At 73.1% G+C, this 20,889-nt stretch carries 17 protein-coding genes; 16 read left to right on the top strand and 1 reads right to left on the bottom strand.

The window, feature by feature from the left end; translation table 11 throughout:
- Positions 1–58 precede the first annotated feature (58 nt).
- The 3 genes from PV342_RS33305 to PV342_RS33295 are packed head-to-tail and all read left to right on the top strand — an operon-like array spanning position 59 to position 2,693.
- Positions 59–598, top strand: coding sequence for a PadR family transcriptional regulator (locus PV342_RS33305; protein WP_386991056.1), 540 nt, complete (start codon positions 59–61; stop codon positions 596–598).
- Positions 595–1,305, top strand: a complete 711-nt coding sequence (locus tag PV342_RS33300; RefSeq protein WP_386991054.1) for an ABC transporter ATP-binding protein — start codon at positions 595–597, stop codon at positions 1,303–1,305. Before PV342_RS33305 ends, PV342_RS33300 begins: the two co-directional genes overlap by 4 nt.
- A complete protein-coding gene (locus tag PV342_RS33295) occupies positions 1,302–2,693 on the top strand; it encodes an FtsX-like permease family protein (RefSeq protein ID WP_500319949.1) in 1,392 nt (463 codons plus the stop codon). Before PV342_RS33300 ends, PV342_RS33295 begins: the two co-directional genes overlap by 4 nt.
- Before the next feature lie 102 nt (positions 2,694–2,795).
- On the opposite strand, the gene PV342_RS33290 is transcribed toward PV342_RS33295, so the two are convergent.
- Positions 2,796–3,332, bottom strand: coding sequence for an HNH endonuclease (locus PV342_RS33290; RefSeq protein WP_018556534.1), 537 nt, complete (start codon positions 3,330–3,332; stop codon positions 2,796–2,798).
- Positions 3,333–3,565: 233 nt separating this feature from the next.
- Here PV342_RS33290 and PV342_RS33285 point away from each other — a divergent pair, with 233 nt between their 5' ends.
- From PV342_RS33285 to PV342_RS33225, 13 genes are all read left to right on the top strand, one after another.
- Complete coding sequence (locus PV342_RS33285; protein ID WP_500319947.1) at positions 3,566–4,624, top strand: mechanosensitive ion channel family protein; 1,059 nt, start codon at positions 3,566–3,568, stop codon at positions 4,622–4,624.
- Positions 4,625–4,881: 257 nt separating this feature from the next.
- Positions 4,882–6,114, top strand: coding sequence for an ROK family transcriptional regulator (locus PV342_RS33280; RefSeq protein ID WP_500319945.1), 1,233 nt, complete (start codon positions 4,882–4,884; stop codon positions 6,112–6,114).
- 114 nt (positions 6,115–6,228) lie between these two features.
- Positions 6,229–7,566 (top strand): ABC transporter substrate-binding protein, encoded by a 1,338-nt coding sequence (locus PV342_RS33275; protein ID WP_500319943.1) that lies wholly within the window; start codon positions 6,229–6,231, stop codon positions 7,564–7,566.
- A complete protein-coding gene (locus tag PV342_RS33270) occupies positions 7,566–8,513 on the top strand; it encodes a carbohydrate ABC transporter permease (protein WP_018556530.1) in 948 nt (315 codons plus the stop codon). Before PV342_RS33275 ends, PV342_RS33270 begins: the two co-directional genes overlap by 1 nt.
- A 5-nt stretch (positions 8,514–8,518) precedes the next feature.
- Positions 8,519–9,424, top strand: coding sequence for a carbohydrate ABC transporter permease (locus PV342_RS33265; protein ID WP_018556529.1), 906 nt, complete (start codon positions 8,519–8,521; stop codon positions 9,422–9,424).
- On the top strand, positions 9,421–10,683 hold the full coding sequence (locus PV342_RS33260) for a 6-phospho-beta-glucosidase (protein ID WP_018556528.1): 1,263 nt from the start codon (positions 9,421–9,423) through the stop codon (positions 10,681–10,683). The genes PV342_RS33265 and PV342_RS33260 overlap by 4 nt, the downstream gene beginning before the upstream one ends.
- A complete protein-coding gene (locus tag PV342_RS33255; RefSeq protein ID WP_396345980.1) occupies positions 10,674–11,690 on the top strand; it encodes an N-acetylglucosamine kinase in 1,017 nt (338 codons plus the stop codon). Before PV342_RS33260 ends, PV342_RS33255 begins: the two co-directional genes overlap by 10 nt.
- Before the next feature lie 302 nt (positions 11,691–11,992).
- Positions 11,993–13,312, top strand: coding sequence for a GlnX family signal transduction membrane protein (locus PV342_RS33250; RefSeq protein WP_500319940.1), 1,320 nt, complete (start codon positions 11,993–11,995; stop codon positions 13,310–13,312).
- 17 nt (positions 13,313–13,329) lie between these two features.
- Positions 13,330–14,340 (top strand): glutamate ABC transporter substrate-binding protein, encoded by a 1,011-nt coding sequence (locus PV342_RS33245; protein ID WP_500319938.1) that lies wholly within the window; start codon positions 13,330–13,332, stop codon positions 14,338–14,340.
- Positions 14,341–14,379: 39 nt separating this feature from the next.
- The gene (locus tag PV342_RS33240) at positions 14,380–15,666 is read left to right on the top strand and encodes a hypothetical protein (RefSeq protein ID WP_386991037.1); all 1,287 of its coding nucleotides are present in this window, start codon (positions 14,380–14,382) and stop codon (positions 15,664–15,666) included.
- Positions 15,663–18,269: a serine/threonine-protein kinase gene (locus PV342_RS33235; protein WP_500319936.1), complete on the top strand. Its 2,607-nt coding sequence runs from the start codon at positions 15,663–15,665 to the stop codon at positions 18,267–18,269. The genes PV342_RS33240 and PV342_RS33235 overlap by 4 nt, the downstream gene beginning before the upstream one ends.
- A gap of 5 nt (positions 18,270–18,274) precedes the next feature.
- Positions 18,275–19,462, top strand: a complete 1,188-nt coding sequence (locus PV342_RS33230) for a protein phosphatase 2C domain-containing protein (RefSeq protein WP_400801430.1) — start codon at positions 18,275–18,277, stop codon at positions 19,460–19,462.
- A gap of 53 nt (positions 19,463–19,515) precedes the next feature.
- Positions 19,516–20,877 carry a vWA domain-containing protein gene (locus PV342_RS33225; RefSeq protein WP_400801428.1) on the top strand — a complete coding sequence of 454 codons (1,362 nt, stop codon included), beginning with the start codon at positions 19,516–19,518 and terminating at the stop codon, positions 20,875–20,877.
- Positions 20,878–20,889 lie beyond the last annotated feature (12 nt).

Below are 20,889 nucleotides of genomic sequence, written 5' to 3'. Positions count from 1 at the left end.
CGCGGCTGCAACTATTCACCCAGTACATATATTGAGTGAATAGCAGAGGGGACGTCGTATGAGCACCGGAAACGTCCTGCTGGGTCTGCTCGCCGCCGGTCCGGGCCACGGCTACGACCTCAAGCGGCGGCATGACGAACGCTTCCCCGAAGCCCGCCCCCTGGCCTACGGACAGGTCTACACGAGCCTGCAGCGCCTGGTGCGCGACGGCCTCGCCGAGGTCGACGCCACGGAGAGCGACGGCGGCCCGGAGCGCACCACCTACCGGCTCACGGAGCGGGGCTCGCTGACTCTGCGGACCTGGCTCGGCGAGCCCGTACCGCCCGCGCCGGTCAGCGCGGCCAACGAGATCTTCGCCAAGGTCACGGCGATCATCGCCTCCGGCTTCGGCGACCCGGCCGCCTTCCTCCGCCTCCAGCGCGCCGCCCACCTCGCGCGGATGCGCGAGCTCACCGCCGTGAAGACCGCGTCCGGCGCCCCGCTGTCGGCCGTGCTCTCCGCCGACTACGCCCTCACCCATCTCGACGCCGACCTGCGCTGGATGGACAACGCCGCGCAGCGACTCGGCGCACTGGCCGAGGAGGTCACCTCAGCATGACGACACCCCTGATCGAGGCCCGCGGCCTCGTCAAGCGGTACGGCACCACCGACGCGTTGCGCGGCGCGTCACTGCGCCTGCTGCCCGGGGAGGTGCTGGCCGTCACCGGACCGAGCGGCAGCGGCAAGTCCACGCTGCTGCACTGCATGTCGGGCATCGTCCGGCCGGACGAGGGCGAGGTCCGCTACACGGGCGGCGTCGCCGGCGCGGAGCGGCTCGACCAGGCCGGGGAGGGCCGTCGCTCCACGCTGCGGCGCACCGACTTCGGCGTGGTCTTCCAGTTCGGGCAGCTGGTCGGCGAACTGACCGCCCTCGACAACGTGGCCCTGCCGCTGCTGCTGGCCGGGACCTCCCGCGCCGCCGCCCACGAGAGCGCGGGCACCTGGCTGGAGCGCTTCGGCGTGCGCGGTCAGGCCGCCCTGCGTCCGGGCGAGATGTCGGGCGGACAGGCGCAACGCGTCGCCCTGGCCCGCGCGATGGTCACCGGCCCGAAGGTGGTCTTCGCCGATGAGCCGACCGGGGCCCTGGACTCCCTCGCCGGTGAGCAGGTCATGACCGCCCTGGTCCACGCGGCCCGCGAGTCCGGTACCGCGGTGCTGCTGGTCACGCACGACGCCCAGGTCGCGGCGTACGCGGACCGCGAGGCGACGGTGCGGGACGGCGTCGTGGAGTCAGAGGACGAGCCGGCCGCCGAGGTGACCCGGTGAGGGGATTGCGGGGGGACGCCCTGCTGGCCTGGACGCTGCTGCGGGGCTCCCCGCGCAGCGAGTGGTGGCGCCTGGCGCTCACCGCGCTCGGCGCCGCCCTCGGCACGGGCTTCGCGCTGGCGGCCGCCGTCGTGACGGTGATCAACACACGGTTCGGGGGCGGGGAGCACCGGTACACCAACAACCTGCTGAACGAGAGCGGCCTGCGCCCGGGTGTGGTGGCCGCGCTGTTGCTGCTCATCGTGCCGGTGCTGGCCTTCATCGGCCAGTGCACCCGGATCGGCGCCCTGCGCCGTGAGCACCGGCTCGCCGCGCTCCGCCTGTCCGGGGCCACCCCGCGGCAGGTCACGCGGATCGCCGCCCTGGAGGCGGGTGCCGCCGGCTGCCTGGGCGCGGTGGCCGGGCTGGCGGGCTTCCTCACGCTGCGGGCCGTGGTCGCGGCCGTGCAGGATGACCGCGAGGCACTGACCTGGCCCACCGACGTGCCGGTGCCGTGGCTTCCTGCCGCCCTGATCGTCCTGGCGGTGCCGGTGCTGGCCACCCTGGAGGCGCGGTTCGCGCTGCGCCGGGCGGCCGTCGACCCGCTGGGCGCGGCGGCGCGCCGACCGCGCCGGCACCGCACCGGCCCCGGCATGTGGCTGCTGGGCCCCGTGGCCCTGCTCCTGGGGATCGGGCTCGTACTGCTGGGGCGGGCGGTGGACCTGGATCAGGTACCGGTCCTGCCGATCCTGGTGGCGATCCTCGCCCTGTGCGCCCTCGGGCTGGTGTACACCAGCGCGGGGCTTGCGCTGCTCACCGGACGGCTCGCGGCCCGCTCGGGCCGCCCGGCCCTGCTCATCGCGGGTGAGCGGCTGCGGGCCGACCCGTGGGCGGCGGCCCGCTCGCACACCGTGGTGATGCTCGCCTCGCTGGTGGGGGTCGGCTGGGTGGCCATGCGACGGGTGACGGTCGAGATGCTGCGGAACGACACGAACTACTCCGCCGGTGACGTCTCGTTCTACGTCGGCGGCTACGACCTGGCCGGGCTCGCGCTGCTGATCGGCGTCGCGGTCGTGGTCAGCGGCCTGGCCGTCGGCGTCGTCGAGTCGCTGATGACCCGTCGCCGGACGCTGGCGGCGCTGGCCGCGGCGGGCACGCCACGGAAGGTGCTGTGGCGCGCGACGCTGCTGGAGACGGCGCTGCCTCTCACCCCGGCGATCCTGCTCGGCGGGTGCTGCGGGCTGACGATCGTGGCCCCCGTCGTCGCCATCGGCCAGCGGCGCGCCCTCCCGCTGCTGGAGCCGGCGCTGCTCACGGGCGGCCTGCTGGCCGCGTCCCTGCTGGCCACAGCCGTGTCCCTGCCGCTGCTGCGCCGCACCGTACAGCCCGCGCAGTTGCGCTACGAGTAGGCGGACGCCGCGGGCGCGGCGGGACCCCGGACCGGCACGGGGGTGCGGTCCGGGGCCCTGAGCCCGGTCCGGGACGGTTCAGGACAACATGAAGGCCCGGTCTCAGGCGGATATGCCGTCGATCCGGGCCATGGCGTCATCCGCGCCGAATGGCTGCAGGTATGGCAGCCAGCGCGGGTCCCTATGCCCCGTCCCGATGATCCGCCAGGCCAGGCCCGACGGCGGGGCGGGTTGGTGGCGCATCCGCCAGCCGAGCTCGGCGACGTGGCGGTCGGCCTTGAGGTGATTGCACCGGCGGCATGCCGCGACCACGTTGTCCCACGTGTGCTGGCCTCCGCGGCTGCGCGGGATCACGTGGTCGACGCTGGTTGCGACGGCTCCGCAGTACGCGCACCGGCCGCCGTCCCGGGCGAACAGCGCCCGCCGGGTCAGGGGCACGGGGCCGCGAAAGGGGACTCGGACGAATTTGGTGAGCTTGACGACACTCGGGGCGGGGACAGAGCAGGTCGCGCTGTGCATATAGGCGCCGGATTCCTCGAGGCACACGGCCTTCTTGTTCAGCACGAGGATGAGCGCGCGGCGGAGCGGTACGACGCCGAGCGGCTCGTACGACGCGTTGAGGACCAGGACATGCGGCACGGGTGCCTCCTTTTACGCCGGCGGCGCGTGGCTCGCGCCGGGACGATCTGCCCACAGTCTCTCCGGAAGCCCGGTCACGGCGCCACCATGACCGGGTAACGGAGCGAGGGTGTTTTCAACCACACCCCCTTTACATGCCCTGAATCGCCGCACGTCGCGCTCGAACAACGCAACGGGACACATCGCCTCCCCCGTTAGTGTGGGAAGCCTGCCCAACCCGGAGGTTTCCGCCCGTGTCCCCATCGCCGTCCACCGCCACGACGATCGACGACGCCCAGAAGAGCGCGACCGACGCCGCCGACTACATCAGCCAGAACTGGGCGGACTGGCTGTCCGCCGGGCTGCGCATCCTGCTGATCCTGGTGATCGCGCTGGTACTGCGGTCGGTGGTCCGTCGCATGATCACCAAGTTCATCGAACGCATGAACCGCGGCGCCGAGGTCGCGGCGACGAGCGCGCTGGGCGGACTGCTGGTCAACGCCGAGCGCCGGCGGCAGCGCAGCGAGGCGATCGGCTCGGTGCTGCGCAGCGTGGCCTCGTTCGTGATCATGGGGACGGCGGCTCTGACCGTGCTGTCCGTGCTGAAGATCAACCTGGCTCCGCTGCTGGCCAGCGCGGGTGTGGCCGGTGTGGCCATCGGCTTCGGCGCGCGGAACCTGGTGACCGACTTCCTCTCCGGCGTCTTCATGATCCTGGAGGACCAGTACGGCGTCGGGGACGTCATCGACGCGGGCGTCGCCAGCGGCACCGTGGTCGAGGTCGGACTGCGCGTGACCAAGCTGCGCGGCGACAACGGCGAGATCTGGTACATCCGCAACGGCGAGGTCAAGCGGATCGGCAACCTCAGCCAGGGCTGGGCTACGGCGGTGGTGGACGTCCAGGTCGGCTACGGGGAGGACCTGGACCGGGCCCGCGCGGTGATCGAGGAGGCCGCGGCGGCGATGGCCAAGGACCAGCCGTGGGACGAGGTGCTCTGGGAGCCGGTCCAGGTGCTGGGCCTGGAGTCGGTGGCCGCGGACTCGGTCCTGATCCAGGCGCAGGTCAAGACCATGCCGGGCAAGTCGGCGGCGGTCGCGCGGGAGCTGCGCTGGCGCATCAAGCGGGCCTTCGACGCGGCCGGGATCGCGATCGTCGGCGGCACCCCGCAGGTGGTGGAGGAGGACGAGGCGGCCGACCCCTCGGCCGCCGTCGCCCCGCCGTCGGCACTCGCCAACCCCGCCTCCCCGCAGGCCCTGGCGGCCCAGCCGCTGACCCCCGCGCAGGCGTCCTCCCAGCCGAGCACGCTCAAGTAGCGAACGCCGCCCACCAGGGGCGCCGGGCACCGCCCGGCGCCCCTTTTCCGTGTCCCGGCGCGGCCGGTAACGCTTTGGCGCCGACCTCGCGAACCGCCCTTGACGCTCCGGCCCCGGGCGCCTACCTTGCCTTTCACCAACAGGAAAGTTTCCTAACTACCAACAGGGGGCACACCCGCCCCCCTGACCCCACCCAGCCCACCAGCCCCGTGCCGTAGCCTGCGGCGCGAGCCGTCACGACGAGGGAGGACGAGACCGTGGCCGGTACCCCAGGAAGCCCAGGCACACCTGGCACCCCCGGCACACCGCGCGTACTGCGGGCGATGAACGACCGGGCCGCGCTCGACCTGCTCATCGAACACGGCCCGCTCTCCCGGACCCGGATCGGCAAGCTCACCGGCCTGTCGAAGCCCACCGCCTCCCAGCTGCTCGCCCGCCTCGAGGCGGCCGGGCTGGTCCTGGCCACCGGAACGACCGACGGCCGCCCGGGCCCCAACGCACAGCTGTACGCGGTCAACCCCGCCGCCGCGTACGTCGCCGGCCTCGACGTGACGACCGAGCGCATCCGTGCCGCCGTCGCCGACATCACCGGCCGGGTGGCCGGCTGGTTCGAGCTCGCCACCCCCGGCCGCGGCCGGCGCGGGCAGGGCGGCGCCGTCGAACTGGTCGTCCAGGCCGTCGACGGCGCGGTCAAGGCGGCCGGACTCCACCGCACCGACCTGCACCGGATCGTCGTCGGCACCCCTGGCGCCTTCGACCCCAGCACCGGCCGGCTGCGCTACGCCAGCCATCTCCCCGGCTGGCACTCCCCCACCCTGCTGGACGAGCTGGCCGCCGCCCTGCCCGTCCCCCTGGAGTACGACAACGACGTGAACCTCGCAGCCGTCGCCGAGCAGCGGCTCGGCGCGGCCCGGGACCACGACGACTTCGTCCTGCTGTGGAACGAGGAGGGCATCGGCGCGGCCATCGTGATCGGCGGCCGGCTGCACCGCGGCTGGACCGGCGGCGCCGGCGAGGTCGGCTTCATGCCGGTGCCGGGGACCCCCCTGGTCCGGCACGTCGCCAAGGCCAACGCCGGCGGCTTCCAGGAACTGGCGGGCTGCAACGCGGTGCTGCGCGTCGCCCGGGAACTGGGGCTGACCGTACCGCGGGGCACGCAGGCCGAGGGCGCCTCGGCGCTGCTCGCCGCGGCGGCGGAGACCGGCGAGGGCGCACACGCGGAACTGCTGAGGCGCTTCGCCACCGGGCTCGCCGTCGGGCTGGCCTCGCTGGTGACCGTCCTCGACCCCGAACTGATCGTCCTGGCCGGCGGGGTGATCGCCGCGGGCGGGGAGCCGCTGCGCTCCCTGGTCCAGTCCGAGCTGGCCGAACTGGCCGTGCCCCGGCCCCGACTGGTGCTCGGCGGCGTACCGGACGACCCCGTCCTGTCCGGCGCGCTGCAGAGCGCCCTCGCCACCACCCGCGACGAGGTGTTCGACACCTCCCGCTGAACCCGACAGCCCACCCATCCCACCCACCCGCACACACAGCGGACGGACCCACCCGGGCCGCTCCGCCGGTCTCGCACACCCTCGAACCGCCCGAAGTCCCCCGGAGGAAGCGAAGTGTCCGGTTCCACCAAGACGGCCGCGGCCGCCGTCGCGGCCGCCGCCGCGATAACCCTGCTGACGAGCGCGTGCACGGGCTCCGCCAACAACACCGCAGGCGACGACCCCACCAAGGACGTGACCATCACCTTCTGGCACGGCTGGTCCGCGCCGAGCGAGGTGAAGGCGATCGACGCCAACGTCAAGGCCTTCGAGAAGGCCCACCCCAACATCCACGTCAAGGTGCAGGGCAACATCACCGACGACAAGATCAACCAGGCGCTGCGGGCCGGCGGCCCCAACGCCCCGGACGTCGTCTCCTCCTTCACCACCGACAACGTCGGCAAGTTCTGCTCGTCCAACGCCTTCGCCGACCTGGACCCGTTCCTGAAGAAGGCCGGCATCGACCCGGCCGCCACGTTCCCCAAGCCGATGCTGGAGTACACCCAGTTCGAGGGGAAGCGCTGCACCCTGCCGCTGCTCGGCGACGCCTACGGCCTCTACTACAACAAGGACGCCTTCAAGGCCGCCGGGATCGCCTCCCCGCCCAAGACGCTCTCGGAGTTCAAGGCCGACGCGGTCAAGCTCACCAAGAGCAAGGGCGACTCCTACTCCCAGCTCGGCTTCATGCCGAACTTCCACGGCTACGAGTCCACCACCACGCACCTGGCCGCGCAGTGGGGCGCGAAGTACTTCGACGCCGACGGCAGGTCGAACGTCGCCAAGGACCCCGGTTTCACAGCCATGTTCACCTGGCAGCAGGAGATGGTGAAGGCGCTCGGCGGCTTCAGGAAGCTGGAGAAGTACCGGTCGGGCTTCGGTGACGAGTGGGGCGCCAAGAACCCCTTCCACACCGGCCAGGTGGCCATGGCCATCGACGGCGAGTGGCGGGCCGGCATGGCGAAGGAGGCGGGCACGAAGTTCGAGGTCGGCGTCGCGCCCTTCCCCGTACCGGACGACCAGGCGGACACCTACGGCAAGGGCTACCTGTCCGGCACGATCATCGGCGTCGCCAACACCAGCGCCAAGAAGAACGCCGCCTGGGAACTGGTGAAGTACATGGCCACCGACACCGACGCGGTGGTGAGCTTCGCCAACGCCATCCACAACGTGCCGTCCACGCTCGCCGCACTCAAGTCCCCGGATCTGGACGCCGATCCGCTCTTCCGCACCTTCGTGGAGATCGCGCAGAACCCGAACAGCACCACCACTCCCGCCAGCGTCAACGGCGGCACCTACCAGCTGACCCTCCAGGACTTCGGCTACGCCTACGAGGCCGGCAAGCAGAGCGACCTGGCCGCGGGTCTCAAGGGCGTCGACGAGCAGGTCGACAAGGACATCGCGCAGGCCCGTTGATGAGCGCCGTCCACCCGATGCTGAGGGCGAAGCGCCGCCGTGAGGCGCTTCGCATCCTCGCCTTCATGTCGCCCTGGATCATCGGCTTCGGCGTCTTCTTCGCCTACCCGCTGGTCTCGACCGTCTACTTCTCCTTCATGAAGTACGACGGGTTCGCCGCCCCGACCTGGAACGGCGTCAGGAACTGGTCGTACGTCTTCAACGACTACCCGTTCTTCTGGCCCGCGCTGCGCAACACCCTGTGGCTGGTCGTGGTCATGGTCAGCCTGCGGGTCGTGTTCGGTCTGGGCATCGGACTGCTGATCACGAAGATCAAGACCGGTGCGGGGCTCTTCCGCACCGCGTTCTACCTGCCCTACCTGGCCCCGCCGGTGGCCGCGACGATGGCCTTCGCCTTCCTCCTCAACCCCGGCACCGGGCCGGTCAACCACCTGCTGGGCAGCGTCGGGCTGCCGACGCCCGGCTGGTTCAACGACCCGGCGTGGTCCAAGCCCGCCCTCACGCTGCTGGCGCTGTGGGGCATCGGCGACCTCATGGTCATCTTCATGGCCGCGCTGCTCGACGTGCCCAAGGAGCAGTACGAGGCCGCCGAGCTGGACGGCGCCGGCCCCTGGGCGAGGTTCCGCTACGTCACGCTGCCGAACATCTCCCCCATCCTGATGTTCGCCGTCGTGACCGGCGTAATCCAGACGATGCAGTACTACACACAGCCCCTGGTCGCGGGGAAGGTCGCCAGCGGCGTCATCGGCGGCTCCGGCCAGCAGTTCGAGCCGGGCTACCCCGAGAAGTCCACGCTGACCCTGCCGCAGCTGGTCTACAACCTCGGCTTCCAGCGCTTCGACACCGGCTCGGCTTGTGTGATCGCCCTCGTGCTCTTCGCGCTCGCCATGGCCTTCACCGCGCTCCTCATGCGCCGCCGCAGCGGCTTCCTGACGGCGGAGGACTGACGCCCATGACCACCCACGCCACCCTCGCCCCCTCCGCCACGGCGCCCGCCACCGGTCTCCCCTCCGGTGCGCGGCGCGCCGCGGCCCGCAAGGCGGCGCTGCACTGGATCGCGGTGCACGCCCTCGGCATCGCCGCCGCGCTCTTCTTCGTCCTGCCCTTCGTCTTCGTCTTCCTCACCGCGGTGATGAGCGACAGCCAGGCCCTCACCCGCGACCTGTGGCCGCGGACCTGGGAGTGGGGCAACTTCGGCACCGTCTGGGACACCCCCGGATTCCTCACCTGGTGGCGCAACACCCTGCTGTACGCGGGCCTCGGCACGGTGCTGACCGTCGTCTCCAGCACGCCGGTCGCCTACGCGCTGGCCAAGTTCCGCTTCCGCGGCCGCAACCTGTCGATGATGCTCGTGGTCTCCACGATGATGCTGCCCCCGCAGGTCGTCATCGTGCCCATGTACCTGTTCTGGGCGAAGCAGCTGCACCTGTCGGGCACGCTGTGGCCGCTGATCATCCCGATGGCCTTCGGCGACGCCTTCAGCATCTTCCTGCTGCGGCAGTTCCTGCTGACCATCCCCAAGGAGTACACGGACGCGGCGAGGGTCGACGGCTGCGGCGAACTGCGCACGATGCTGCGCGTCGTGCTGCCGATGGCGAAGCCGGCCATCGCGGCGGTGGCGCTGTTCCAGTTCTTCTACTGCTGGAACGACTACTTCGGCCCGCAGATCTACGCGAGCGAGAACCCGGCGGCCTGGACCCTCAGCTACGGCCTGGAGTCGTTCAAGGGCGCCCACCACACCAACTGGAACCTGACGATGGCCGCGACGGTGCTGGTCATGGCACCCGTGATCGTCGTCTTCTTCTTCGCGCAAAAGGCCTTCATCGAAGGCGTGACGTTGACGGGAGTCAAAGGATGAAGCTGGCGGTCGTGGGCGGCGGGTCCACGTACACCCCGGAACTCATCGACGGGTTCGCCCGGTTGCGGCAGACGCTGCCGGTCGAGGAGCTGGTGCTGGTGGACCCGGCCGAGGACCGGCTGCGGCTGGTCGGCGGGCTCGCCCGGCGGATCTTCGCCCGGCAGGGCCACCCCGGCACCGTGACCACCACCTCCGACCTGGACGCGGGCGTGGCCGGGGCCGACGCCGTGCTGCTGCAACTGCGCGTCGGCGGCCAGGCCGCCCGGGCGCAGGACGAGGCCTGGCCGCTGGAGTGCGGCTGCGTCGGCCAGGAGACCACCGGCGCGGGCGGCCTCGCCAAGGCGCTGCGCACGGTGCCGGTGGTGCTGGACATCGCCGAGCGGGTCCGCCGGGCCGCCCCCGACGCCTGGATCATCGACTTCACCAACCCGGTCGGCATCGTGACGCGCGCGCTGCTGCAGGCCGGCCACCGGGCCGTCGGGCTGTGCAACGTCGCGATCGGCTTCCAGCGCAGGTTCGCCGGGCTGCTCGGCGTGACGCCCGAGCAGGTCCACCTGGACCATGTCGGCCTCAACCACCTCACCTGGGAACGCGGCGTCCGGATCGGCGGTCCGGAGGGCGAGGACGTCCTGCCGAAGCTGCTCGCCGAGCACGCCGACGGCATCGCCGGCGACCTCCACCTGCCCCGCGCGGTGCTGGACCGGCTGGGCGTGGTGCCCTCGTACTACCTGCGCTACTACTACGCCCACGACGAGGTCGTGCGGGAGATGCGGACCAAGCCCTCCAGGGCCGCCGAGGTGGCGGCCATCGAGGCCGAACTGCTGCGGATGTACGGGGACGAGACCCTCGACGAGAAGCCGGAGCTGCTCTCCCGGCGCGGCGGGGCCTTCTACTCCGAGGCCGCCGTGGCACTCGCCTCCTCGCTGCTGCGGGACACCGGCGACGTCCAGGTCGTCAACACCCTCAACAACGGCACCCTCCCCTTCCTCCCGGACGACGCCGTCATCGAGGTGCCGGCCACCGTGGACGCGAACGGGACGCACCCGCTGCCCGTCGCGCCCCTGGACCCGCTGTTCGGCGGTCTGGTCGCGAACGTCACCGCCTACGAGGACCTGGCGCTGACCGCCGCCGTGCACGGCGGCCGCGACCGGGTCTTCAAGGCCCTGCTGTCGCACCCCCTCGTCGGCCAGTACGAGTACGCCGAGGCCCTGACCGACCGTCTGATCGCTCATAACCGGGAGCACCTCGCGTGGGCCTGAACCCTCTCGTCGCCGACGGCGTGCTCGCCGTCGACGCCGGCAACAGCAAGACCGACGTGGCCCTGGTCGCCGCCGACGGGACGGTGCTCGGCACCGCCCGCGGCGGCGGTTTCCAGCCGCAGATCGTCGGCACCGAGGCGGCGGTCGAGGTGATCGCGCGCATCGTGGAGCGGGCCGCGGACGCCGCGGGCCTGTCCCCGCGGCCCGGCGAGCCGCTGGTGCGGCACGTCTCCGCGTGTCTGGCCAACGCCGACCTGCCCGTAGAGGAGCAGGAGCTCGAACTCGCCGTCCACGCCCGCGGCTGGGGCGAGGGCACCCGTGTCGCCAACGACACCTTCGCGCTGCTGCGCGCGGGCGTCGACGGGCCGCGCGGGGTCGCCGTGGTGTGCGGCGCGGGCATCAACTGCGCGGGCATGCTCCCGGACGGCCGCACGGCCCGCTTTCCGGCCATCGGCCACCTCTCCGGCGACTGGGGCGGCGGGGCGGGTCTGGCCGACGAGGCCCTGTGGTGGGCGGCGCGCGCCGAGGACGGCCGCGGCGGCGCCACGGCGCTGGCCGCCGCGCTGCCCGCGCACTTCGGGCTCACCTCGATGTACGCGCTGATCGAGGCGGTGCACCTGGGCCGCATCGCGGTCTCCCGCAAGCACGAGCTGACGCCGGTCCTCTTCGCCACCGCGCAGGACGGCGACCCGGTCGCCCGGGCGATCGTGGAGCGGCAGGCCGAGGAGATCGTGGTCATGGCCACGGTCGCGCTGCGCCGGCTCGGCCTCCTCGACGAGGAGACCGACGTCGTCCTGGGAGGCGGTGTGCTGGCCGCCCGTCACCCCCTGCTGATGGACTCCGTGACCGCCCTGCTGGCCGCGGCGGCGCCGAAGGCCGTCCCCAAGGTGGTCACCTCGCCGCCGGTGCTGGGCGCCGCCCTGCTGGGCCTGGACCGCACCGGAGCGGCGGCCGAGGCGCACGCGCGGCTGCGGGCGCACTACGAATCGGTGGGCTCCGTGTCGTGACCGGCGCGCACGCCGGGGGAACCGAACACGCTCCCCCGTGCGTGGTGACCTGCGAGGGGGCGGCACGCGGGGGAAGGCCCCACGGGCGGCGGTCGGACCGTGTCGGACGGCAAGATCCACGCAATTCGTGGGTGGATGTCTGTGACGACGGTCATACTGCTGGTCATGGGCTCGTCGCGCGTACGCGCGGGCGAACGGGTCGGGGGGAGGGCCGGCAGGTGACACGGACGCCGATGGAGACGGAGTCGCCGACGGTGCGGGGGGACACGCCCGCACCCGGCGGCAGACGGCCACGGGCGTGGGTGGAGCAACCACGCGCGTGGCGGGCCGCGGCCACCACCGAACCGGGCAGGCTGCGCGTCATGGGTGCGCTGCTGGCCCTGCTCGTCGTCGCCTTCGGCGCGGTGACGGCGTGGCAGATCACCGAGCGCTCTGCCGCGGCCGACGACGTGATCCACCACAGCGAGCCGCTGAGCGCCCGCGCCGCGGACATCTACCGCTCGCTCGCCGACGCGGACGCCACCGCCGCCGGCGGCTTCCTCGCCGGCGGCGACGACCCGGAACGGGACCGCGAGCGGTACGCGAAGGACATCGAGATCGCCTCGCGCAACATCGCCGAAGCGGCGGCCAGTTCCGAGGACTCCGCCCAGGCGCGGGCCCGCCTGGAGCGGCTGAACCAGCGGTTGTCGGTCTACACCGGCCTGGTCGAGCGGGCCCGCGCCAACAACCGCCAGGGCTTCCCGGTCGGCGGGGCGTACCTGCGGCGCGCGAACAGGATGATGAACGAGGAGATCCTCCCGGACGCCAAGCAGTTGTGGACGATCGAGACCGCGCGGCTGGGCGAGGACTACAAGGACGCCAAGGCCCTGCCGCTGGCCGCCTGGGCGCTCGGCGTCGTGGCGCTGGGCGCGCTGGTGTGGGCGCAGCGGCGCTCGTACCGGCGCACCCACCGGGTGTTCAACCCGGGCATGGTGGCGGGCACGGTGGCCACCGCGGTGGTGCTGCTGTGGCTGGTCGCCGGGCACGGCGTCGCCCGCGCGAAGCTGGACGACTCCTCTGCGCACGGCGCGCAGTCGCTGCAGGTCCTCAACGAGGCCCGGATCCAGACCCTGCAGGCCCGGGGCAACGAGAACCTGACGCTCGTGGCCCGCGGCGGCGGGGACACCTACAGCGCGGCCTACGACAAGCAACTGCAGGGCCTGGCGGGCACGGACGCCGACGGGAGGACGGGCCTGCTGGCGCAGGCGCTCGGCCTCGCCGACGACGACCGGGGCCGCACGAGCATCACGTCCGCGATGGAGGCCGCGAAGGCCTGGTGGGGACTGCACGGCGAGGCCCGCGAGAAGGACGACGAGGGCAACTACCTGGACGCCGTTGCCCAGACGATCGGCGGCACGTACGAGAACGGCAAGCGGCCCGAGCAGTACACCGGCTTCTGCTTCGACCAGGTCGACAACCACCTCGCGGATGCCGTCGACCACGAGCAGCGGGAGTTCGAACAGGCCGCCGCCGACGGGCGCGGCGCGCTGGGCGGGCTGGTGCCGGGAGCCGCGGCTCTGGCGGTGCTCGGCGCCGCGGGCGCGGTGCTCGGCATCGGGCGACGACTGTCGGAGTACCGGTGAGCGGGGGGAGGCCGCTGATGGGACGCGAGGAGCGTGGGTGGCGCGTGCGGGGCTGGGCGACCGTGGTCTCGGCGGCAGGGCTGGTCGCGGCCGCGGCGGCCGGCGCCGTGCTGCCGCTGCAGGACGGCGGGGACGGCGGGCCGCGGGCCCGGGCGACGGACAACGCGGCCCCGGCCGCCGCGCCGGGGAGGGCCTCGGCGGACGACGACTGCGGCGGGCACCCGGAGGCGAGCCTACGGCCGTCCTCCGCGAGCGGTCCGGCGGTCGAGCGCATCAAGAAGCGCGGCAAACTGGTCATCGGGGTGGACCAGAACGGCTACCGCTGGAGCTACCGCGACCCGGTCTCCCGGAAGATCGTGGGCTTCGACATCGACCTGGCCAAGGCCATCGCCAAGGACATCCTCGGCAGTGAGGACGCCATCCTCTACAAGACCGTGCCGACCGCCAAGCGCTTCGAGGCCGTCAACCACCGCGACGTGGACCTGCTGGTGCGCACCGTGAGCATCACCTGCGAACGGATCAAGGAGAAGCACATCGCCTTCTCCACCGCCTACTTCAAGGCGGGGCAGCAACTGCTGGTCCCCCGCCAGGGTTCGGCGATCAAGGGGTTCGACTCCTCCGTGAAGGGGAAACGGATCTGCGTCGCCGAGGGGAGCACCGCTCAGGCCGAGCTGGACAAGGAGAAGGAGCGGCTGCGGCCCCGCGTCCTTCAGGTGGCGAACCAGCTGGACTGCCTGGTGATGCTGCAACTCGGCGAGGCCGACGCCGTCTTCACCGACAACGCGCTCGCCGCCGGCCAGGCCGCCCAGGACCCGGCGGTGCGGCTGGTGGGCAGGCCGGTCACCACCGAGTACTACGGCGTGGCGATGAACGAGCAGGACACCGACCTGGTGCGCCGGGTCAACAAGGTGCTGGAGGACTACCGCAGCGGTGGCCCGGACAGCCGATGGATGCAGGCGTACCGTACCTGGCTGGAGGCGGACCTTCCCGGCGTCGAAGGGCCGCCGGAACCGCTCTACAAGGACTGACGGCAGCACGGGGACCGGCGGGGAGAGAAGGAAGGTGCGATGGCGGTCGCGGGACCATCCGGACCGGCGCTGAGCCGTGAGGACGTCGACCGTGCCCTGGCACGGCTCGGTGACGAGCGGGACGCGATCGAGGCGTCCCTGCTCGCGCTGCAGGACCACTCCGGCCGCAGGCTGCTGGAGGGCGCGGAGCTGAGCGGTGCCACCAAGGAGCGCTGGACGGCCGCCGAGCAGGCGATCTCCCTGCTGTGGGCGCACTTCGACACCTACACCGAGGCCCTGACCACCGCCCGGGGCCTGCGCGGCCGCCGCCGCTGGCCCACCCAGAGCGAACTGCGGGAGCTGACCGAGCTGTTGCGTGGCTCCGGCGTCACCGTCTCCGGCGGCGCCGTGCCGGAGGCGGCGCGGGGCCTGACGGGTCCGGCCCGGCTGAGCGAGCGGATCAGCCTGGAGCAGCTGCTGGCGCGGATGAACGAGTGGTACGCGCAGGTGATGGACGTGGTGTCCGCCGCCGACGCGGTGTGGTCGGCGCTGCCGGCCCGTATCGACCTGCTGGTCGCGGAGGCGCAGCGGGTGCGTTCGCTCGCCGAGTCCGTGGGTGTGCGTCCCGGCACCCATCCGTCGGGCGACGACCTCGCGGGGATGCTGGACTCGCTGGCGGCGCTGCGCGCCGAGGTGGTCTCCGACCCGCTCGCCTTCTGGTCCGGCGGCCGGCCCGACACCGGGCGCTACGACCGGGCCGGGCGGACCCTGGAGGAGATACGGCGAGAGGTCGAGGCCGTGCTGCACGTCCGCGACGACGCCGACCACCGGCTGATGCGGCTGCGGGACGTCCTGTCGCGCGCCGACCGCACCCTCACCGAGGCGCGCAGCGCCCGGGTGGAGGTGCTCGCCAAGATCGCGGCCTCGGAGGTGCCCGCGGTCAGCGGGGCGCCGGTCGCGCTGCACGAACAGCTCTCCGCCGCCGTCGACTTCCGCAGGACCGGCCAGTGGCACCGGCTCTCGCCGCTACTGGACGGCCTGGAACAGCGTGCCGACGAGGAACTGCTGCGCGCCCGCGAGTCGCTGACCGCGGTCACCGCGCCGCTGGCCGTCCGCGCCGAACTGCGCGGCCGGCTGGACGCCTACCGGGCGAAGGTGGCGCGGCACGGCATGGCCGAGGACCCGCTCCTGATGGAGCGGTACGACCACGCGCGGCGTCTGCTGTGGAGCGCGCCGTGCGACCTGCGCGCCGCGGAGAACGCGGTGCTGCGCTACCAGCGGGCCGTCGCCGAATCGCTGGTGCCGGGGCAGGCGGAACCTGCCGACCACAGGGGGGATGCACGATGAACTGCCAGCGTCCGGGGTGCGACGGGACGATCGAGGACGTCGGCGGGGGTGAGCTGTTCTGCGACACGTGCGGCCTGGCGCCGCTCGGCGCGGGGACGGCTGTCGGCCGGGGCGGTGGGGGCTCGTCGCAGCCGTCACGTGCCACCGGGACCGGACCGGGCTCCGCCGCCTCCTCGCGCTCCTCGCGGACCTCGGGCTCGTCCCGCTCCTCGCGCCGTTCGGTGTCCGGACGGCTGTCGCGTTCGGTGAGCGGCGGCACGAGCACCGCCTCCGTGTCCGTGCGCAGTTCGCGCTCCGGCTCCAGCGGCCCGACCCGCGGCAAGCTGGGCGCCGGCCTGGTGAACGTACCGCCCATCCCCCGGCCCGACCCGGCCGCCGCCGTGCTGCGGGACCCGCAGGTCCCCGAGCGGAAGCGGTTCTGCAGCAGGGGCGAATGCGGCGCCCCGGTCGGGCGCGGCCGCGGCGACCACCCCGGGCGCACCGAGGGCTTCTGCACCAAGTGCGGCCACCCCTACTCGTTCACCCCCAAGCTGCGGGCGGGCGACGTGGTGCACGGGCAGTACGAGGTGGTGGGCTGCCTGGCGCACGGCGGCCTGGGCTGGATCTACCTGGCCGTGGACCGCGCGGTCAGCGACCGCTGGGTGGTGCTCAAGGGCCTGCTCGACACCGGCGACGAGGACGCGCTGGCCGCGGCGGTCTCCGAGCGCCGCTTCCTCGCGGAGATCGAGCACCCCAACATCGTGCGGATCTACAACTTCGTCGAGCACCTCGACCCGCGGGGCGGCACCCTCGACGGCTACATCGTCATGGAGTACGTCGGCGGGAAGTCCCTCAAGGAGATCGCCAACGAGCGCCGGGGCCCCGACGGCAGACGCGAGCCGCTCCCCGTCGACCAGGCCATCGCCTACGCCATCGAGGCCCTGGACGCCCTCGGTCACCTGCACAGCCGCAACCTGCTCTACTGCGACTTCAAGGTCGACAACGCCATCCAGACCGAGGACCGGCTGGAGCTCATCGACATGGGCGCCGTCCGCAGGACGGACGACCAGGACAGCCCGATCTACGGGACGGTCGGCTACCAGGCGCCCGAGGTGCCCGAGGTCGGCCCGTCGGTCGCCTCGGACCTGTACACGGTGGCGCGGACGCTGGCGGTGCTCACCTTCGACTTCCAGGGCTACACCAACGTGTTCGTGGACAGCCTGCCGGACCCGGACGGCGTCGAGGTCCTCTCCCGTTACGAGTCCTTCTACCGGCTGCTGGTCCGTGCCACCGACCCCGACCCGGGCCGGCGCTTCGCCTCCGCGGAGGAGATGAGCGAGCAGTTGCTGGGCGTGCTGCGCGAGGTCGTGGCGCTCGGCTCGGGCAAGCCGCGGCCCGCGCTGTCCACCCTGTTCGGCCCGGAACTGCGGGTGGTCGACACCCAGTTGATGGCGCCCGCCCGGGACGCCTCCGCCCTGGGCGACCGCGGCGCGAACGGCGGGCGCAGGGGCGCCGTGCCGCTCCCGCCCGCCGCGCGCCCGGCCGGGCCCGTGCTGCCCCCGTCGTCGCCGGCGGTGCCCGGCCCCGGCGGGTACGGCGCCGTCGTGCCGGGCTCGCCGTTCACCGTGCCCGCCCAGCGGACCGCCCCGGCGATCCCCGCGAACCCGGCGGCCGGGCCGGCCGTCTCGACCCTCGACGTGCGGGCGGCGGCGCTCTCGCTGCCCGTGCCGCACGTCGACCCCGCCGACCCCAACGCCGGTTTCCTGGCCGGTCTCGCGGCCGCCGCCCCGTCGGAGCTGGTGGCCGCCCTCCAGGCGGCGCCGGTGCAGTCCCCCGAGCTGCGGCTGCGCAGGGTGCGCGCCCGGCTCGACAGCGACGACGCGCCCTCGGCCGTCGAGGAGCTGCGGAGACTCCAGGAGGAGCATCCCGACGACTGGCGCGTGGTGTGGCACCGCGGCCTGACCGCGCTGGTCACCCGCGACGACGGGACCGCCGCGCTGTCCTTCGACGCGGTCTACGACGCCTTCCCCGGCGAACCCGCCCCCAAGCTGGCGCTGGGCGTCTGCGCCGAGGTGCTGGGTCAGCTGGACAACGCCGCCGAGTACTACCGGCTCGTGTGGACCACCGACCAGAGCTACGTGAGCGCGGCCTTCGGCCTGGCCCGCGTGCTGCTCGCCGCCGGCGACCGGGCGGGGTCGGTGGCCGCCCTGGAGTCGGTCCCCGAGTCCTCGATCCACTACACGGCCGCGCGGGTGGCTGCCGTTCGCGCCCGGCTGCGCGGACGCGCCCCGCAGGAGCCGCTCCTGGACGACCTGCGGGCCGCGGCCCGGCAGGTCGAGGACCTGCAGCGGCTGGGCCTCGACACACGGCTGCGCGAGCAGCTCTGCACCGAGGTGCTGGGCAGCGCGCTGGACTGGGTGCTGGCCGGACAGCAGGGCGCGGCCGGGGTCCCGACCGCGCAATCCGCCACGCCCGGGCTCCTGGGCCGGGACCTGGACGAACGGGGGCTGCGCTTCGGCCTGGAACACTCGTACCGGGTACTGGCCCGGCTCGCCGACCAGGGCCGCACAAGGATCGAACTGGTGGAGCGCGCCAACCGCCTCCGCCCCCGGACGTGGGTGTAACCGCCATGCCGCACCAGACCGTTTGCCCGGAGTGCAGCGAGCCTCTGGAACCCGACGACAAGTTCTGCGGCGTCTGCGGCGCCGACCTGTCCGCGCCCCGGCAACCGGACGCGTACGAACTGGCGCCGCCCGACCCCGCCGCCGTGCCCGAACCGCCGGGCGGTGAGCCGGAGTCGTACGAGCTGGCCCCGCCGGGCAGGGACACCGACACCCTCCCCTTCGGCCTGGGCACCGCCGACCTGCCCCGGACGCGAATCACCGATCCCCGGCTGGACCCGTCCGCGGGCGGGGCGTCGGCGTCCTCGCCGCGGTGCGTCGCCTGCGGGATGGGCGACGTCGACCCGGACGGCTACTGCGAGCACTGCGGGCACGCGCAGCCCCGGCCGCGCGACCACCAGGAGCAAGAGCTCGACGGGGTGGCCGCCGTGACCGACCGGGGCCTGCGGCACCACCGCAACGAGGACGCCTTCGCGCTGGCCACGACCGCGCTGCCCGACGGCACGCCCGCAGTCGTCGCCGTGGTGTGCGACGGGGTGTCCTCCGCATACCGTCCCGACGACGCCTCTGAGGCGGCGGCGGGCACCGCGAGCGGCTCCCTCGTACGGTCCCTGGCCCGCGGCGCCCGCCCCGAGGAGGCGATGCGCGACGCGCTGCTCGTGGCGGCCCAGGCGGTGACGGACCTGGCGGCCGAGACCCCCGAGGAGGAGGCCCGGCGCCACCACAACGCGCCCGCGTGCACCTGCGTCAGCGCGATCACCTCCGGAAAGACCTTCACCGTGGGCTGGATCGGGGACAGCCGCGCCTACTGGATCCCCGACGACCGCTCCGCGCCCGCCTCCCGGCTGACCGAGGACGACTCGTGGGCCGAACGCATGGTGTCGATGGGCCTGATGACGCAGGCCGAGGCGTACGCGGACGAGCGGGCCCACGCCATCACCGGCTGGCTCGGCGCGGACGCCGTGGAACTGGACCCGCACACCGCTTCCTTCGAACCGGACGAACCGGGTGTAGTGGTGGTGTGCACCGACGGACTGTGGAACTACGCGGAGTCGGCGGCGGAGCTGGCCTCCGTGGTGCCCAAGGACGCCCGCACCCGGCCCCTGCACTGCGCCCGCACCCTGGTCGGGGTCGCCATCGACGGCGGCGGCCACGACAACATCACCGTCGCCGTGCTGCCGTTCCCGGCCGCGTGACCTCTCCCTGATGCTCTCTTCCGAAGGTTGAACAAGCGCAAGGAGCGCACCCGATGGCCAACATCTCGAAGTCGAACGTGCCGCAGTTCTCCGTCGACATCTACCAGAACGAGTTCCTGCCGGAGGGCGGGCGCGAGGTCAACGCCATCGTCACCGTGACCTCGACCGGCGGAGGCACCACCGGCGGACTGCCGCTGGCCACGCACGGGCCCGGAGACGTGCCGGGCTCCGGGGCGGGCTCCGCGGCCGGGGCCGCCGTGGTGATCATGGTGGACTGCTCGGGCTCCATGGACTACCCGCCGACCAAGATGCGCAGCGCCCGCGAGGCGACCGCCGCCGCCATCGACACCATCCGCGACGGCGTCGCCTTCGCCGTGGTCGCCGGCACCCACGTGGCCAAGGAGGTCTACCCGGGGAACGGCGCGGTCGCCGTCGCCGGCCCGGCCACCCGGCACCAGGCCAAGGAGGCGCTGCGCAGGCTCAGTTCGGGCGGCGGGACCGCGATCGGTACCTGGCTGCGGCTGGCCGACCGGCTGCTGTCCACGGCCGAGGTGTCCATACGGCACGGCATCCTGCTCACCGACGGCCGCAACGAGCACGAGAAGCCGGAGCAGTTGCGCGCCGCGCTGGAGTCCTGCGCGGGCCGCTTCACCTGCGACGCGCGCGGCGTCGGCACCGACTGGGAGGTCAAGGAGCTGACCGGGATCGCCTCCGCGCTGCTCGGCACGGTGGACATCGTCGCCGACCCCTCGGGCCTGGAGGCGGACTTCCGGCGGATGATGGAGACCGCGATGGGCAAGGAGGTCGCCGACGTGGCCCTGCGCGTGTGGACCCCGCAGGGCGCGGAGATCCAGTACGTCAAGCAGGTCGCGCCGACCGTCGAGGACCTCACCGCCCGCCGCACCGAGGCCGGTCCGCGCGCCGGCGACTACCCGACGGGCTCCTGGGGCGACGAGTCGCGCGACTACCACGTCAACGTGGTCGTACCGGCGGCCGGTGTCGGCCAGGAGATGCTCGCGGCCCGGATCTCCCTCGTCCTGCCGCAGCCTGACGGCACGCCGCGCGTGCTGGGCCAGGGGCTGGTGCGGGCGCTGTGGACGGACGACATGGCGGCCTCGACGCGGATCAACCCGCAGGTCGCCCACTACACCGGGCAGGCGGAGCTGGCCCAGGTCATCCAGCAGGGGCTGGAGGCCCGCAAGCAGGGCGACCTCGACTCCGCGACCGCCAAGCTCGGCCGGGCGGTTCAGCTGGCCAGCGCGTCCGGCAACGACGACACCGCCAAGCTGCTCGCCAAGGTCGTGGACGTGGTCGACGCGGCGACGGGTACTGTGCGGCTGAAGGCCCGGGTGGCCGACGCCGACGAGATGACCCTCGAGACACGTTCGACGAAGACCGTCCGTGTGAAGAAATAGAGCAGCGGGACA

The sequence above is a fragment of the Streptomyces sp. PA03-3a genome, from assembly GCF_033792735.1.
Classification (GTDB): Bacteria; Actinomycetota; Actinomycetes; order Streptomycetales; family Streptomycetaceae; genus Actinacidiphila.
This window is presented reverse-complemented; position numbering and strand designations above follow the sequence as displayed.

What these genes read in the sequence shown, in the direction of transcription:
- PV342_RS33305 (WP_386991056.1), top strand. Translation starts at nt 59, where the DNA reads ATGAGCACCGGAAACGTCCTGCTGGGTCTGCTCGCCGCCGGTCCGGGC.
- PV342_RS33300 (WP_386991054.1), top strand. Translation starts at nt 595, where the DNA reads ATGACGACACCCCTGATCGAGGCCCGCGGCCTCGTCAAGCGGTACGGC.
- PV342_RS33270 (WP_018556530.1), top strand. Translation starts at nt 7,566, where the DNA reads ATGAGCGCCGTCCACCCGATGCTGAGGGCGAAGCGCCGCCGTGAGGCG.
- PV342_RS33265 (WP_018556529.1), top strand. Translation starts at nt 8,519, where the DNA reads ATGACCACCCACGCCACCCTCGCCCCCTCCGCCACGGCGCCCGCCACC.
- PV342_RS33260 (WP_018556528.1), top strand. Translation starts at nt 9,421, where the DNA reads ATGAAGCTGGCGGTCGTGGGCGGCGGGTCCACGTACACCCCGGAACTC.
- PV342_RS33245 (WP_500319938.1), top strand. Translation starts at nt 13,330, where the DNA reads ATGGGACGCGAGGAGCGTGGGTGGCGCGTGCGGGGCTGGGCGACCGTG.
- PV342_RS33240 (WP_386991037.1), top strand. Translation starts at nt 14,380, where the DNA reads ATGGCGGTCGCGGGACCATCCGGACCGGCGCTGAGCCGTGAGGACGTC.
- PV342_RS33235 (WP_500319936.1), top strand. Translation starts at nt 15,663, where the DNA reads ATGAACTGCCAGCGTCCGGGGTGCGACGGGACGATCGAGGACGTCGGC.
- PV342_RS33230 (WP_400801430.1), top strand. Translation starts at nt 18,275, where the DNA reads ATGCCGCACCAGACCGTTTGCCCGGAGTGCAGCGAGCCTCTGGAACCC.
- PV342_RS33225 (WP_400801428.1), top strand. Translation starts at nt 19,516, where the DNA reads ATGGCCAACATCTCGAAGTCGAACGTGCCGCAGTTCTCCGTCGACATC.